At 70.0% G+C, this 15,348-nt stretch carries 13 protein-coding genes; all 13 read right to left on the reverse strand.

Annotated features, from left to right (window positions below):
* Nucleotides 1-114: 114 nt before the first annotated feature.
* Nucleotides 115-1,653, reverse strand: a complete 1,539-nt coding sequence (locus ACFYQA_RS28645; protein WP_360033325.1) for an NCS1 family nucleobase:cation symporter-1 — start codon at nt 1,651-1,653, stop codon at nt 115-117.
* Between the two features lie 255 nt (nt 1,654-1,908).
* Nucleotides 1,909-2,781: a nitrilase family protein gene (locus tag ACFYQA_RS28650; RefSeq protein WP_360033322.1), complete on the reverse strand. Its 873-nt coding sequence runs from the start codon at nt 2,779-2,781 to the stop codon at nt 1,909-1,911.
* Nucleotides 2,778-4,262 (reverse strand): NAD-dependent succinate-semialdehyde dehydrogenase, encoded by a 1,485-nt coding sequence (locus ACFYQA_RS28655; RefSeq protein ID WP_388923730.1) that lies wholly within the window; start codon nt 4,260-4,262, stop codon nt 2,778-2,780. Before ACFYQA_RS28655 ends, ACFYQA_RS28650 begins: the two co-directional genes overlap by 4 nt.
* A gap of 55 nt (nt 4,263-4,317) precedes the next feature.
* Nucleotides 4,318-5,109, reverse strand: a complete 792-nt coding sequence (locus tag ACFYQA_RS28660) for an IclR family transcriptional regulator (RefSeq protein ID WP_388923733.1) — start codon at nt 5,107-5,109, stop codon at nt 4,318-4,320.
* A 111-nt stretch (nt 5,110-5,220) separates the two neighbouring features.
* A complete protein-coding gene (locus ACFYQA_RS28665; protein WP_388215224.1) occupies nt 5,221-6,285 on the reverse strand; it encodes an ABC transporter substrate-binding protein in 1,065 nt (354 codons plus the stop codon).
* A 176-nt stretch (nt 6,286-6,461) separates the two neighbouring features.
* The gene (locus ACFYQA_RS28670) at nt 6,462-7,277 is read right to left on the reverse strand and encodes an ABC transporter permease subunit (protein WP_360033310.1); all 816 of its coding nucleotides are present in this window, start codon (nt 7,275-7,277) and stop codon (nt 6,462-6,464) included.
* Nucleotides 7,274-8,068 carry an ABC transporter ATP-binding protein gene (locus ACFYQA_RS28675; protein ID WP_055594301.1) on the reverse strand — a complete coding sequence of 265 codons (795 nt, stop codon included), beginning with the start codon at nt 8,066-8,068 and terminating at the stop codon, nt 7,274-7,276. Before ACFYQA_RS28675 ends, ACFYQA_RS28670 begins: the two co-directional genes overlap by 4 nt.
* Nucleotides 8,069-8,097: 29 nt before the next feature.
* A complete protein-coding gene (locus ACFYQA_RS28680; RefSeq protein ID WP_350856862.1) occupies nt 8,098-9,042 on the reverse strand; it encodes an ABC transporter permease subunit in 945 nt (314 codons plus the stop codon).
* 405 nt (nt 9,043-9,447) lie between these two features.
* Nucleotides 9,448-12,045: a bifunctional FO biosynthesis protein CofGH gene (locus tag ACFYQA_RS28685; protein WP_388215220.1), complete on the reverse strand. Its 2,598-nt coding sequence runs from the start codon at nt 12,043-12,045 to the stop codon at nt 9,448-9,450.
* 29 nt (nt 12,046-12,074) lie between these two features.
* Nucleotides 12,075-12,758, reverse strand: a complete 684-nt coding sequence (locus ACFYQA_RS28690; RefSeq protein WP_360033304.1) for a hypothetical protein — start codon at nt 12,756-12,758, stop codon at nt 12,075-12,077.
* 19 nt (nt 12,759-12,777) lie between these two features.
* Nucleotides 12,778-13,611, reverse strand: a complete 834-nt coding sequence (locus ACFYQA_RS28695) for a nitrilase-related carbon-nitrogen hydrolase (protein ID WP_388923740.1) — start codon at nt 13,609-13,611, stop codon at nt 12,778-12,780.
* A complete protein-coding gene (npdG, locus tag ACFYQA_RS28700) occupies nt 13,608-14,309 on the reverse strand; it encodes an NADPH-dependent F420 reductase (protein WP_360033300.1) in 702 nt (233 codons plus the stop codon). The genes ACFYQA_RS28695 and npdG overlap by 4 nt, the downstream gene beginning before the upstream one ends.
* Nucleotides 14,310-14,314: 5 nt before the next feature.
* Entirely contained in the window at nt 14,315-15,322 is a 1,008-nt protein-coding gene (locus tag ACFYQA_RS28705; RefSeq protein ID WP_055594306.1) for an LLM class flavin-dependent oxidoreductase, read from the reverse strand.
* Nucleotides 15,323-15,348 lie beyond the last annotated feature (26 nt).

Consider the following 15,348-nt stretch of genomic DNA (forward strand, 5'->3'; position numbering starts at 1 on the left):
CCTTGACAGTGGCGTACACACGGAAGAACGGTGGAGCAGAGGACGGTGGAACGGACGACAGGCGAACGCGGACGGGACGGGGCAGACCGGCGCGCGCCGGCCTGCCCCGTCGGATCAGACCGTGACCCGGTCCTTCTCCTCCACCGCCGCCGGAACAGCGGCGCGGTGCGGGAAGAGTCTGCTGAACGCGGTGTGCAGGGCGATGCCGCCGAGGAAGGCGACGGCCCAGCCGTAGTCGAACAGCGGCTTGAGGAAGGGGATGAGTCCGTCCGCCGGGAAGGGTCCGTTCCCGTTCTCGGAGTACGCGCCGGCGAGGGACAGGAACAGGACGATCGCGAGCGTGAGGAGGGAACGCCAGTTGAAGCCCTTGGCGTACTCGTACGGTCCGCCGCGCGTGTACAGCCCGACGAGGTCGAGCTGACGCTTGCGCAGCAGCCAGTACTCGGCGGTGAGAACGCCGGCGACGCTGCCGAGGACGGCACCGGTCACACCGAGCCAGCTGAAGATGTACAGCTCGGGCGAGGAGAGCAGCCGCCAGGGCTGCATCAGGATGCCGATGACGCCGGCGATGATGCCGCCGGTGCGGAAGCTGATGAGGCGCGGCAGGGCGTTGGAGAAGTCGAAGGCGGGGCCCACGACGTTGGCCGCGACGTTGACGGCGATGGTGGCCACGATGACGCACAGCAGGGCGAAGACGACGACGACCGGGTTGGAGAAGCGGCTGACCAGCTCGACGGGGTCCCAGATCGCGTGTCCGTAGACGACGATGGTGGCCGAGGTGGTGAGGGCGCCGATCATGGAGAACAGGGTGATCGTCGGGGGCAGACCCAGCGACTGACCGATCATCTGTTCCCGCTGCCCCTTGGAGTAGCGGGTGAAGTCCGCGATGTTGACGGACATGGTGGCGAAGTACGCGATCATGCCCATCAGGGAGGGCGCGAACAGCAGCCAGAAGTCGGCGCCCCAGCCGAGCTTGGACGGCTCGGTGGCGAGCGGGCCGAAGCCGTCGGCCTGGATGACCATCCAGACCAGTAGGAACGCGGCAACGACCAGGATGAGCGGCGCGGACCAGTTCTCGAGGCGACGGATGGATTCGATGCCGCGGACGATGAGGGCGATCTGCAGCAGCCAGAAGACCGCGAAGGACAGCCAGAGGGTCTTGGGGTGGCCCCACACCTCGCCCGCATTGAGCCACGCGTCACCGGCGAAGGCACCGGTGATGGTGTAGATGGCCTGGCCGCCGATCCAGGTCTGAATGCCGAACCAGCCGCACGCGGACAGAGCGCGCATCAGGGCGGGCACGTTGGCGCCGAGGGTGCCGAAGGCGGCACGGGCGAAGACGGGGTAGGGGATGCCGTACTTGGTGCCGGCGTGGCTGTTGAGCAGGATGGGACCCAGGACGATCAGGTTGCCCAGGGCGATCGTCATGACCGCCTGGTACCAGCTCATACCGAGGCCGATGAGGCCACTGGCCAGGTAGTACGTGGGGATGCCGTGGGCGATGCCCATCCACAGCGCCGCGTAGTTGTACGTGCCCCAGGTCCTGCGGAACAGGGGTACGGGCGCCAGGTCCTCGTTGTAGAGCGGGCTCCCCTTGATGCTGCTCGGGTCGGAGAGCTCCACCTGTGCGCCGGTGCGCTCGATCGCTCGCATTGCCGTTCACCTTTTGGTCCATTCAGTGAACCATGGGTTCAGAGGGTGGGAGAAAGTCTGTGTGAGGGCCACCGACCTGTCAATGGATGCCGGTGTGTCCCCTGCAAGGAGGAAGAGTGGGGTGTGCGACGCCCGTGTTGGGCGTGGACGGGCGCCCATGGTTCCCGGGGGTGCGCGGGAACGGGAGGGCGTCCGGGCGCCCCGAGGGTGAGGGCGCCCGGAACAGGCCCGGGAAAGGGGCCGGAGCCCCTGTGGTCAGGCGGTGTTACCGGTGAGGTCCGAGGAGTCCGGAGTGAAGTCGCCGGTGCGGTAGACGTCCGTGCGCCGGTCGCCGAGCGGCTGGTTGAAGGGGTTGCCCAGCCGTTCCTTGCGCGAGCCGATCAAATCCACCTCGGCCAGGACGATGGCCTCCTCGTCACCGCCGGCCGGTCCGGCCAGCGGCCAGCCGTCTGGGCCCACGATCAGCGACCGGCCGATGAAGGGCTGGTCGCGCTCGGTACCGACACGGCTGACCCCGGCGACGAAGAACTGGTTGCTGTGCGCTGCGGTCATGCACATCAGGTTGGCCATCACCGGCGCGTCCTCGGGCTGCCCGGGTACGGGCACCCAGTTCGACGGAAGGGCCAGCAGGTCGGCTCCGCCGAGCGCGGCACTGCGGAACGTCTCCGGGAACCACGCGTCGTAGCAGATGCCGATGGCGATGTTGCCGAGCGGGGTGCGGAAGACGGGGAAGCCGTCCTCCTGACGGTCGTAGAGCTCCTTCTCGAAGTTCCACAGGTGCGCCTTGCGGAAGGTGCCGACGTGCCCCTCGGGGCCGATCAGGACCGCCGCGTTGTACACCTTCTCGCCCGCCAGCTCGATGATCCCGGCGACGATCCACAGGTCCAGTTCGGCGGCGAGCGCGGCCCAGGCCGAGCAGACCGGACCGTCGGGGACGGGCTCGGCGTTCCTGCGGGCGTCCGCACGGTCGGTGAACATGTATCCGGCCGAGGCGGCTTCGGGCAGGACGACCAGCCGAGCCCCGGCGGCCGCCGCCTCGCGGATCAGCCGCGAGGACGTCTCGATGTTCGCCGCGGGATCGCCGAAAGCGGGTTCGAACTGGATGCCCGCCAGGATGAAGCCCGTCATCGGTCCGCCTTGATCGCCAGGTACTTGATGCTCAGGTATTCGTCGATGCCCACCGCACCGCCCTCGCGGCCGAGCCCGGACTGCTTGACTCCGCCGAAGGGCGCGGCGGGGTTGGAGATGATCCCCTGGTTGAGTCCGACCATGCCGCACTCCAGCCGCTCGCTCACCCGCAGGCCACGGCTGAGGCTCTCGGTGAAGAGATAGCCGGCGAGGCCGTACTCGGAGTCGTTCGCCAGGGCCACCGCCGTGTCCTCGTCGTCGAAGGCGACGATCGGCGCGACCGGTCCGAAGATCTCCTCGGTGAGCGTGCGCGCTCCGAGCGGTACGCCACTGAGCACGGTCGGCGCGAAGAAGTGGCCGTCCGAGGCGACTTCCGTACCCCCGGTGAGGACGGTGGCCCCGGCGGCGGCAGCCTCGGAGACCAGGTCGGTGACGTTCTTCACTGCGTTGGCATCGATCAGCGGACCGACCTGGGTAGCCGGGTCCAAGCCGTGGCCGACCGTCAGCGCGGCCAGCCGTTCGGCCAGGCGGCGGCCGAACTCGTCGGCGACCGAGGAGTGGACGTAGAACCGGTTGGCGGCCGTGCACGCCTCACCGATGTTGCGCATCTTCGCCTGGAACGCGCCCTCCACCGCCGCGTCGAGGTCGGCGTCGGCGAAGACCAGGAAGGGGGCGTTGCCGCCGAGTTCCATGGACGTGCGCAGCACGTTCCGCGACGATGCGGCGAGCAGCGCGCGGCCGACCTCGGTGGACCCGGTGAAGGACAGCTTGCGCAGCCGGGGGTCGTTCAGCAGATGGTCGGTGACCTCGCCCGAGCGGTTGGTGGTGAAGACGTTCACCACGCCGGCGGGTGCCCCGGCCTCCCGCAGGATGTCCACCAGGGCCAGCATGGACAGCGGGGTCTGCTTGGCCGGTTTGACGACGACGGTGCAGCCCGCCGCGAGCGCCGGACCGATCTTGCGAGTGCCCATCGCCATGGGGAAGTTCCACGGGGTGACCAGCAGACAAGGACCCACCGGCTGGCGCATCGTCACCACCCGGGAGCCACCTCCCGGGGCGGTCATGTATCCGCCGTCGATCCGCACGGCCTCCTCGGAGAACCAGCGCAGGAACTCTGCGGCGTAGGCCACCTCGGCCTGGGACTCGGCGAAAGGCTTGCCCATCTCCAGGGTCATCAGCAGGGCCAGGTCGTCCTTGCGCGCCATGATCGTCTCGAAGGCCCGGCTCAGCACCTCGCCGCGCTCGCGGGGAGGCGTCGCCGCCCAGGATGCCTGCGCCCGTACGGCGGCGTCGAGGGCGTCCACGGCGTCCGCCGGGCCGGCGTCGGCGACCTCGGCGATCACCGTTCCGGTGCCCGGGTCCTCGACGGAGACCGTCGCACCGCTGCGGGACGGGCGCCATTCGCCGTCGATGTACAGGCCCTTGGGTATCCGGTCCACGACCGCTCGGGCGGCGTGGAGCCGCTCCTGAAGTGCCGTCATTCGCTTCCTCCTGATCGGGCCACCGCGCTGGGCGGTGGTTGCTCTCGGTGGTGCCCTAGTGCTCGGTGAATCCCGTGGGCAGTTCGATGCCGGTGACGCTCAGCAGCTCGCTGAGCTGACGGGCCGCTTTCATCACGGATTCGGCGACCTCGTCGATGCGCGTGCGGGTCAGCCGGTAGGTGGGTCCACCGATCCACACGGCATAGGTGGTGGCGTCGCCGACACGGACCGGGGCGGCGACGGAGGCCGCACCCATCTCCAGTTCGTCGTAGGCGAGGGCGTAGCCGCGGGCCCACACCTCGGCCATGGAGTCGATGAACGCGTCGAGCCCGCCGAGTTGTTCGGGCGCGTTGGCCTCGAACTCCTCGCCGAACTCGGCGCGGACTTGTGCCGGGTCGAGCGCGCTGAGCAGGACCTTGCCGGTGGAGGTGGCCCAGACGGGCTGGGTCCTCGGTACGGGTTTGAGGGTCTGTCCGATCAGGGACGGGCCCGGCACCTGGGCGACGACCATGACGTTGGGGGCGAGCAGGACGTCGAAGCCGGCGGTCTCCCTGGTCTCCTTCGCCAGATCCCGCAGCACGTCCCGCATGTGCCCGTAGGCGCCGCCACCGTCCAGCAGTCCGCCGACGATGGACAGCAGGCCCAGCGAGACGCGGTAACGGCGGGTGACCGGGTCCAGGTTCAGCCAGCTCTCGCGTTCGAGGACGGTGAGGACCCGGTAGCAGGTGGCCTTGGGGATGCCGGACTCCCGCGCGATCTCGCTGAGACCGACCCCGTCCGGGTGCGCCGCGACCGTACGTAGCAGCCAGATCGTCCTTCGAACGAGACCTGCTTCACTGGGTGCCATTGTTCCTCCGTCTGTCACGTCGAGATCACTGCGGGCGGTCCGACCATCCTGGCAGGGAAGCCCGACCCTGCTGCCGTGTGCCGCGGGACCCGGCGTGCGGCGGGGCATCTCTTATTTGCCACCCGGGGTGACGGTGACCGTTTCCGGCTTGTAGGACTCACCGGTGATGTCGAACCCTTCGGCCTTCAGCTCCTTGAGCGCCCGCTCGGTCAGGTCGGTGCGGTACGCCCCGTCCGTGGGCGGTGCCTTGAGGACGCCGGCCTGCACCGCGATGTCGATGGTCTGGTCCCAGGCGGCCTTGTCCATCGCCCCGATGCCGTTCTCGGAGGGCCAGACGAGCTTGTTGACCTCGTTGAGCATCCAGGTCTGGTGGCCCTCGCCGAGCGCGCTGCCGTTCTTGAGCACGACGTCGACACAGCCCTTGGGTTCGTCCCGGCAGTAACCCCAGCCCTCGTAGGTGGCCTTGAGGAACCTGACCGCGGTCTCCTGGTTCTCCTTCTTCGTCAGCCAGTCCTCCTTGGCGTAGACGCCGTCCTCCAGCGTCTGGTACCCGGCGTCCTGGATGTTGATCGCGACGAAGTCCGACGGCTGGTAGAGCTTCCCCGTCTTGGGGTTCGTGGTCTCCAGGAGCTGTGCGTACTCGTTGTAGGTCTTGGCCTGGGCCGCGTCGACCTCCCGCTTGAGCAGCAGGGACATGTCGAACGGCTGCTGGATGATCTCGGCGCCCTTCTTCGGGTCGACGCCGGAACCCCGCATCGCCGCGAAGAGGGTCAGTTCGTTGCCGTAGCCCCAGCTTCCGACCCGCTTGCCCTTGAGGTCGGCGAGGGTCTTGATGCCGGAGTCGGCCCAGGCGACCTGGAGGTAGGCGCCGCGCTGGAACGCCTGGCCGATGTTGACCAGATCGGCGCCCTGCTCGCGGGTGACCATGGTCTTGGTGACGTGGGAGACGGCGAACTCGGCGTTGCCCGCCGACAGGACCTGCTGGGGCACGATGTTCACCCCGCCTTCCTGAATCGTCACGTCGAGGCACGCCTTGTCGTAGTAGCCCTTCTCCTTCGCCGCGTAGTACCCGGCGAACTGGGCCTGGGCGACCCACTGGAGCACGACGCGGACCTTCGTCCGGCTCTCGCAGTCCTTGCCGGCCCCGGCGGCGGCCTCGCCGGCCGAGTCGGACATGCCTCCGCAGGCGGAGAGCAGCAGCATCGCGGAGGAGAGACCCGCGGCCGCCCGGACGCGACGGCGGGTTCTGGAAAATGGTGCTCGGTTTCTGGACACGTTACCTCCGCAGGGGAAGGAAAAGAGAGTGGACGGAAAGAACCGAAAAGGAGAATGCGGGAATGCCGCTGCCGCGATCAGGACTCTTCTTCGTGCAGGGATTCGTGCCAGGGCATGAGGAATCGCTCCAGGAGCGTCACGCATCCGAACATGGCGAGTCCCAGCGCACCGGACACCAGAATTCCGGCCCAGGCGTAATCAAAACGGGGAAGGGCCGCCTGATAGGCGATGTACACACCGAGCGCCTCGGTGCTGCCACCGAAGTATTCGCTGACGATCACGCCGATGACGGCGAGCGTGGTGCCGAGCTTCAGTGCGTTGAAGATGAACGGGAGGGCATTGGGCAGTCGCAGCAGGAGGGCCACCTGGCGCGGGCGGGCCGCGAGGGACTCCATGATCTCCACGTGCAGGGGCGCGATCTGGAGGAGCCCCCGGGTGGTGTTGACGAACACCGGGAAGAACACCATGACGGCTGCCACCCCGGCCTTGGAGAGCATGCTGGTCACGCCGAACCAGTTGTTGAAGATCGGGGCCAGGGCCACGATGGGCGCGCAGTTGACCAGCACGGCGGTGTTGAGGACCGGACCCGACATCCGGGGGAAGCGGCTGACGACGAGCGCCACGGCGACACCTCCGAGGGAGCCCAGGACGAGTCCGAGCAGGACGGACTCGACGGTGGACCGGGATGCGGACATGATCGTCCCGAAGTCCTGCTGGAACGCTTCGGCGATCATGACCGGGCTAGGCATGATGAACACGGGCACGTCGAACAGCACGACGACCGATTGCCACAGGCCGAGCAGGAGTACGGCGGTCACCGCGACCGGCGTGAGCCGCAGGGCTCGTGACGTGAGCGCGGGGCGGCCGGGGCGGGAGAGCTGGACGGTGCTCATGCCGCCGCCTGCTCGCTCGGAGCCCCGTGGAGGGCCTGGCGGACTTCCTTCACCTTCTCGAAGAACTCCGGCGTGGTGCGAGTCTCGGCGGTCCTGGGGTGGGGCAGGTCCACGTCGATGCAGGCCGCGACCCGGCCGGGCCGCGCGGACATCACCACCACCCGCGAGGAGAGGAAAACGGCCTCGGAGATGCTGTGCGTGACGAACACGACGGTCGTGCGGGTGTCGCCCCAGATACGCAGCAGTTCTCCCTGAAGTCGTTCGCGGTTCATCTCGTCGAGGGCCCCGAGCGGTTCGTCCATGAAGAGGATCTCGGGGTCTGCGGAGAGGGCGCGGGCGATCGCGACGCGCTGCTGCATACCGCCGGAGAGCTGCCAGGGGTAGTGGCCGGCGAAATCGCTGAGGCGGACCAGTTCCAGCATCTCCAGGGCCTTGGCCCGGTGGACCTCCTTCTTCACCCCTGCCACCTGGAGCGGCAGTTCGACGTTGCGCAGCACATTGCGCCACTCGAAGAGTCCGGCCTGCTGGAAAACCATGCCGTAGTCGCGGTCGGCGCGGGCCGCGCCCGGCGTCTTGCCGTTGACGGTGACAGTGCCGCTCGTGGGTCCGGTGAGGTCCGCCATCACCCGCAGCAGAGTGGACTTGCCGCAGCCGCTGGGCCCCAGCAGGGAGATGAACTCGCCCCGCCCTATGGTCAGGTCGATGTCCTGCAGAGCGGTGACCGCGCGGTCGGAACCGCTGTTGAAGACTTTGTCGACTCCGCGGACGGAGATGATTGCGTGCTCGGCCATCAGAGGCTCCAGAGGTTGTGGATGCTCGGCTAGCGGGCGTGCCGGTTGCGGAGCGCGAACCGCTCCAGCAGGGCGAGGACCTGCACGAAGAGGATTCCGGCGATCGCGGCGACGAGGACGGCGGCGTACAGCTTCTCCGGGCCGTTCGAGTAGTAGTAGGCGGAGGTGAGGATGGCGCGGCCGATACCGCGGCCGGTGCCGGCCGACAGCTCGCCCACGATGGCGCCCACCACGCTCGCGGTGGCGGCGAGCCGCAGCCCGGCGAAGACGTACGGAAGGGCCGCCGGGAACCGGAGCGACCACAGCACCCGGGCGCGCCCGGCGCCCACACTGCGCATGAACTCGAGCTGCACCTTCGGCGGGGACTTCAGTCCGCGCAGGGAGTTGATGGTGACGGGGAAGAACGCGAGGTACGCGGCGATGCCGGTGACCGCGACCCACGGCTGCAGACCGGCCTTGCCGCCCCAGATCACGATCATCGGGGCGATGGCGACCAGCGGAACCGTCTGGGAGGCGACCAGCCAGGGCATCAGGCCCCTGCTCACCGGTGCCAGATGAAGGAAGAGCACCGCGAGCGCGAGACCGAGGAGCGATCCGGCCGTCAGGCCGTAGAGGGCTTCGCGGAGCGTCACGGTGGTCTCGCCGATGAGGTACACCGCGAGCGAGGTCGGGTCGCCCGCGCGGGCCGGCGCGGTGAGCGAGCCGAAGATCGTCCACAGGTGCGGCATCGACAGGTCGTCGGTGGCGACCGGCAGGCCGATCCCGAGGATCCGGTCGTCGACGGCCCGGCCGAGCGCCTTGTACCCCTCCCACAGTCCGGCGAGGACGACCACGACAAGGAGCGCGCCGAGCGGATCGACGAGTCGACGCGCGAGGGCGCCGCCGCGCCCCCGCCCACGGAGTGCCGCTGGATCCGCCTGCTCCTCACGAGCCGCGGGTGGTCTGGGCGATGCAGAGATGTTGGTCGCAGTCATGCTCAGGCACTCTCCGAATCCTTCGGATGTGTCGTCCAGGGAGGGGATCTACGTCGCCCTGCCAACCTGTCGGGGCACTCAGCCACTGGATCACTGAGTGAACTGATGGTTCACGCTAGAGCCAGGTCTGGTTCCCGTCAACGGTTTGGCCGAAATGCGCGACCGGTTTCTGCAAGGAACTGAATCCCGCGTTCCCGGAGCTTCGGAACACGGTCGAATCACGGCACGGCCATACGTGTCGGCCACTGCTCCAGGGGCAATGGGCAGGACGATGCACAGAGAATCCGCGGGGCGTCGACGAAGGGAATCCACCGGGATACCCGGGCGAATCCACGGGGGTTGTCCGATTTCCGTGGCGCCCGGTGGAGCACGGCCGTCCCGGCAGTTGAGCGGGACGGCCGTCCGCTAGGAATTCAGCAGGGTCAGCGGTGGCCTCGACGGCCGCCACACTCCGTCGTGCGTGCGGGCCACCGCCTCCCGCTCCGCGCTGACGGTGCCATAGGTGGTCGTCCTCATCCGGGACGGACGGCCGGCGTCGCGGGCCAGCGCCTCCAGGTCGGTGATGCTCTTGTGGCTGCCCTGCTCCGAGCCCGCCATCCGGCTGATGGTCTCCTCCATCAGCGTTCCGCCGAGGTCGTTGACCCCGCCCCGCAGGACGTCGAGGACGCTGTGGCGCGCCAGCTTCACCCAGCTCGTCTGGATGTTGCGGATCCTGCCGTGGAGGAGGATCCGCGCCAGGGCGTGCACCGCCCGGTTCTCCAGGGCGGTCGGCCCCGACCGGGCGATTCCGGCCAGATAGACCGGGGAGTTGGTATGGACGAACGGCAGCAGGACGAACTCGGTGAAGCCTCCCGTCTCCTCCTGCAACCGTCCGATCAGCTTGATGTGGTCCACCCAGTGGCGCGGGGTGTCCACATGGCCGTACATCATCGTCGCCGTCGTCGGTATGCCCAGCGTGTGGGCGGTGGTGACCACGTCGATCCACTGGGCCGCGGGGAGTTTCCCCTTGGTGAGCACCCAGCGGACCTCGTCGTCGAGGATCTCGGCAGCCGTGCCGGGCAGCGAGTCGACACCTGCTTCCCGAGCCGCCTGGAGCCACTCCCGTACCGACAGGTCCATCCGGGTCGCGCCGTTGACGACCTCCATCGGCGAGAAGGCGTGCACGTGCATGTCCGGGGTACGCCGTTTGACCTCGGCGGCGATGTCGAAGTACGCGCTGCCCGGCAGGTCCGGGTGGATCCCGCCCTGGAGGCAGACCTCGCTCGCCCCGACCGCCCACGCCTCCTCGGCCCGCACACCGATCTGCTCCAGGGAGAGGGTGTAGGCGTCGGCGTCGGTGCGGCGCTGGGCGAAGGCGCAGAAGCGGCAGCCGGTGTAACAGACGTTGGTGAAGTTGATGTTGCGGGTGACCACATAGGTGATCTCGTTCCCGGCCGCCTCGGCCCGCAGTGCGTCCGCGAGCGCGGCCAGCGCCTCGATCTCCGCTCCCGGCGCGGCACCGAGCAGGGTCAGGGCGGCCCCGGAGGCGAGCCCCGCGGGATCGGCCTCCGCCGCCCGCAGCGCCGCCGCGAACTCCGGACGCAGCCGCTCCGGCCGGCCGGCCGGGGACGGCACGGACCCGTCCTCGCCGCCCGGCCGCCCGGAGGCCCGCGCGGCCTCGGGCACCGCCTGGGCGATCGCCGTCCAGTCCCCGTACACCTCGTCGAAGTCCGCCCGCCGGTCGGTGGTGCGGCCCTCGGTGTCGATGGCGGCGAACAGGTCGGTGCGGCCGGCGGCGACGAGCGGGGTCTCCGGTTCCTGCCAGGGCAGGCCGCGGGGTCGCACCCCGTCGGCCGCCAGGCCGGTCACGGGATCGGCGAGCGCCGCCACATGGGGAGCCAGCCGGGGGTCGAGCCAGGGCTCACCGCGCCGCAGGTGCTCGGGGTGGACCGTCAGCCGCTCGCGGAGGGTGAAGCCCTCGGCCTCGGTGTGTGCGGCCAGTTCCTCGATCACCGGCCAGGGCCGCTCGGGGTTGACGTGGTCGTCGGTCACCGGGGACACCCCGCCCCAGTCGTCGATGCCGGCCCGCAGCATCAGGGCGAACTCCTCGCCCACCAGGTTCGGCGGTGCCTGGATGCGGGCGGCGGGGCCGAGCAGCAGGCGCGCCACCGCGACGGCGGCGGCCAGTTCGGACGGGTCGGCATCGGGCGCGTCGCGCATCGCCGTGTCCGGCTTGGCCCGGAAGTTCTGCACGATCACTTCCTGGATCCCGCCGTACGTCCGGGAGATCCGGCGGATCTCCCGCAGGGCGTCGATCCGTTCGGCGGGGGTCTCCCCGATGCCGATGAGGATGCCGGTGGTGAACGGCACGTTGCTGCGGCCCGCGTCCTCGAGCACCCGCAGCCGCACGGCGGGCTCCTTGTCGGGTGAGCCGTAGTGCGGGCCTCCGGGCTCGGACCACAGCCGGGTCGCCGTGGTCTCCAGCATCATGCCCATGCTGGGCGCGACCGGCTTCAGCCGCTGGAGGTCGGTCCAGGACAGCACCCCGGGGTTGAGGTGCGGCAGCAGGCCGGTCTCCTCCAGCACCCGGATCGCCATGGCCCGTACGTAGCTGAGCGTGTCGTCGTAGCCGTGCGCGTCCAGCCAGGCGCGGGCCGCGGGCCAGCGTTCCTCGGGCCGGTCGCCCAGGGTGAACAGCGCTTCCTTGCACCCCGCCGCCGCTCCCGCGCGGGCGATGTCCAGCACCTCGTCGGGGCTGAGGTAGGGCGCGGCCAGCCGCCCCGGGACGGTGGCGAAGGTGCAGTAGTGGCAGCGGTCCCGGCACAACCGGGTGAGCGGGATGAACACCTTGCGGGAGTAGGTGATCACGCCAGGCCGGCCCGCGGCCTCGAGGCCGGCGTCGCGTACCCGGCTCGCCGCGGCGCAGAGCCGGTCGAGGTCGGCGCCGCGGGCGTGCAGCAGGACCTCGGCCTCGGCGGCGTCGAGCGTCACGGCGTCGGTGGCCCGGCGCAGTGCCCGGTTCATGGCCGAGCGGGTGGGACTGGGAAGGCCGTTCACAGTGCTCCGACCTTTCGTTCGTGCGCGGTCGTGCGCGGCTGGGGTCCGTCGGGCCGGAAGGCGGTGAGCCATTCCCGGGTGGCGGGACCGAGCGTGTGCGGGGGCAGCGCCAGCAGGTGGTCGACGGTGTCGACGTCCCGGCGCAGCGGGGACGCGGGTCCCACACCGAGGTGGTGGTATCCGGAGGCGTGGAACCGGGCGAGGGAACCGGGGCCGAGGAACGGCCGGAAGTCCGCCGCCTCGCGCAGGGTGAGCAGGGTCGTCCCGGTGCCGTCGGCGTCCCCGACGACCGCCCGCCGGTGGCGGGCGGCCAGGGCGAGGGCCCTCGTGTGGTCGGCGGTACCCGCCCCCGCGAGGTCGCCCATGATCAGGACGAGTGCGGCAGCGGGGGCGGTACCACCGATCAGCTCGAGGGCTTCCCCGGCCTCGCCGTTGAGTCCGGGGAAGCGTCCCGAGCCGGTGACGGCGGCCCCCTCGGCGAGGGCCAGGCCCGTCACCTCGGGGTCCGTCGTCACCACCACGACCGAGCGGACGGCGGGCACCGCACGCAGCCGCCGCACCGTATCGGTCAGCATGGCCCTGGCCAGCAGACGCCGGGCGTCGGGGGTGAGCCCGACACACCGGCTCTTGGCCCGGGTGAAGGCCTTGGCCGGTACGAGGGCGATCCACTCGGTGGTCATGGCGCGGTCCGCGGCACGGTCATGACGTCGCCGGGTCCATGCCGGTCAGCCGGCCGTACAGTTCCGGGCGGCGGTCGCGCAGGAACGGGCGGCTGCGCCGGGTGGCCGCCACGCGCTCCAGGTCGACCTCGGCGACGGCGACGTCGTCGCGGTCGTCGGCGGCCTGGGCGAGGACGTCACCGTCGGGGCCGTAGACGGCACTGAGCCCGAAGTACTCCTTGACGCCCTCCGTGCCGACGCGGTTGGAGCAGATGACGAACATCCCGTTGAAGACGGCGTGGGCGCGCAGTTCGAGCTGGAACACCTCGCGCATCGGCGCGCTCGCCGAGGCCACCGGCACGCAGAGCACGGAGCCGCCGCGCAGGGCGACGATCCGGCTCAGCTCGGGGAAGTGCCGTTCGTAGCAGATGATCGTGCCGACGCCGGTCTCGCCGGTGTCCACGACCTCGGGCTCGGTCCCGCCGGGCCGGAAGTAGAACTTCTCGGGAAAGCCGTTGGAGAACGGCAGATGGGACTTGCGGTAGACCGACTTCAGTTCGCCGCGTACGTAGGTGCAGGCGGTGTTGTAGTAGACGCCGGGCACCTCGCCCTCCTCGAAGATGGAGGAGACGACGGTGATACCGGCCCTGCGGGAACGTTCCGCCGCCATGGTGTTGGACGGTCCGTCGATGCTCTCGGCGAGCCGGAAGTACTCCGGGTCGGGGTCGGGCTGGACGAACGGGACGGCGAACAGCTCGGGCAGCAGGACGATCCCGGCGCCCTGGTCGACGGCGGCGTCCACCAGGTCGCCGGCGCGTTCGACGGTCTCGGCCCGGTCGTCGGTGGCCCGAAGCTGGACTGCGGCGAGTTTCATGCCACTTCCTCCTTGGCGGCGGCGGGGGCCAGGCCGGTGAGGGCGACACCGGACCTGGTCTTGTAGCGCTTGTTGACGGAGATCAGCACCGCGGTGAGCGGTTCGAGCTGGGCGGCCAGCCGCAGCCGGCCCGCGTCCACCGCCCGGCCCCCGGTGACGTCGGCGGCCAGAGCCAGCACCCGGGCCTTCGCGTCGGCGTCGTCCCCGCAGACCAGGACGTCCTCATGGCGCAGATCGGCCTCGGGGTCGAGCAGCAGCGGGGCGGCCAGGTGATGGAAGGCGCCGACGAGGGTGGCGGACGGGACGATCCCGGCGGCCTCCTCGGCAGCGCTTCCGGCCGCGACGGGCAGACCGTAGGGGCCGCCCTTGTCGAAGCCCAACGGGTTGACGCAGGAGATGACCACCTTGCCGGCGAGGCCGTCGGCCAGCGAGGCCACCAGTTCGGCGTGGCCCTGGTAGGGGACGGCCAGCAGGACGGTTCCGGCCTGCCGGACGGCGTCCTCGTTGCCGGCCCCCTCGATCGGCGCGGCCACACCCGGCAGGGCGCGCAACGCCTCGGCCGCCTCGGCGGCCCGGCCCGCGTCGCGCGAACCGAGCACCACCGGGTGGCCGGCGCGGGCGAGCCGGTAGGCCAGGCCCTTGCCCTGGGGGCCGGTGCCCCCGACCACGGCGATCGCGGCGGAGGAGAAGTCGCTCATCGTCCTCAGCCCTTCGCAGCCTGGGCGATACGGGTCAGGGTCTGCTCCTTGTCGCCCAGGGTGGAGACGACCGGGCAGCGGACCCCGGCCTCGTGGTACTCCATGAGCTTCGCGAACACCTCGTCCGTGGTGCCGCAGGCGGTGACGTTCTGCACCAGGCTGTTGGGGACCAGCGGCATGGCCTTCTTGATCGCCTCGGGGGTGGCGGGCCAGCCGGCCCGCTCCTGGATGCGGTCCACCAGTTCGCGTTCCACACCGCAGTGCTCGGCGATGTGCGGCTGCTGGGCGAGGTAGAGGGTGAGGAACGCCTTGCAGGCGTCGATCGCCTCCTGCGGGTCGTCGTCGTTGACGCTGCAGGCGACGATCTGCGTGAGGTCGATCGAGTCCTTGCCGTCGGTCCGCTTGGCAATGCCCTTGTCGATCGCCTCCTTCGCGCCCACCAGGTACGAGGGCGGCAGCAGGAAGTCCATGTGCACGCCGTCGCTGATCTCACCGGCCAGCTCCAGCATGCGCGGGCCGACGGCGCCGATGTAGATGGGGATGTCGACCGGCTTGTTCTCCCGGTACATGCTGTCGAAGCGCACGTCCTGCATCTGCACGAACTCGCCGTCGAAGGAGACGACTTCGTTGCGGAAGAAGGTCTGCAGCACGGTGATGTACTCGCGCATCGAGGCGACGGGCTTGCGCAGCGGCTGGCCGACCTTGGTGGCCAGCGGCTCCCACCAGGCGCCGATGCCGAGGATGGCACGGCCGGGGGCCAGCTCGTCGAGGGTCTTGAAGGTGACCGCCATCAGGGAGGCGTTCCGGCTCTTGTTGTTGACGACGCCGGTGCCGATCTTGACGTTGCGGGTCTTGCTGGCGATGACGGCGGCGGGGACGATGCCGTCGCGCGCCAGCCGTCCCTCCGCGACCCACACGGATTCGAACCCGTTCTGGTCGGCCAGCTCGGCCTGCCAGTACGTCTGCTCCAGGCTCAGCCGTTCGCCGACGTGGATGCCCAGGGGGAGTTTCATCGAGCCACCGTTCCGTTCGTGTTGCG

It is taken from the genome of Streptomyces sp. NPDC005774 (genome assembly GCF_042871645.1).
GTDB classification, from domain to species: Bacteria; Actinomycetota; Actinomycetes; order Streptomycetales; family Streptomycetaceae; genus Streptomyces; species Streptomyces pratens.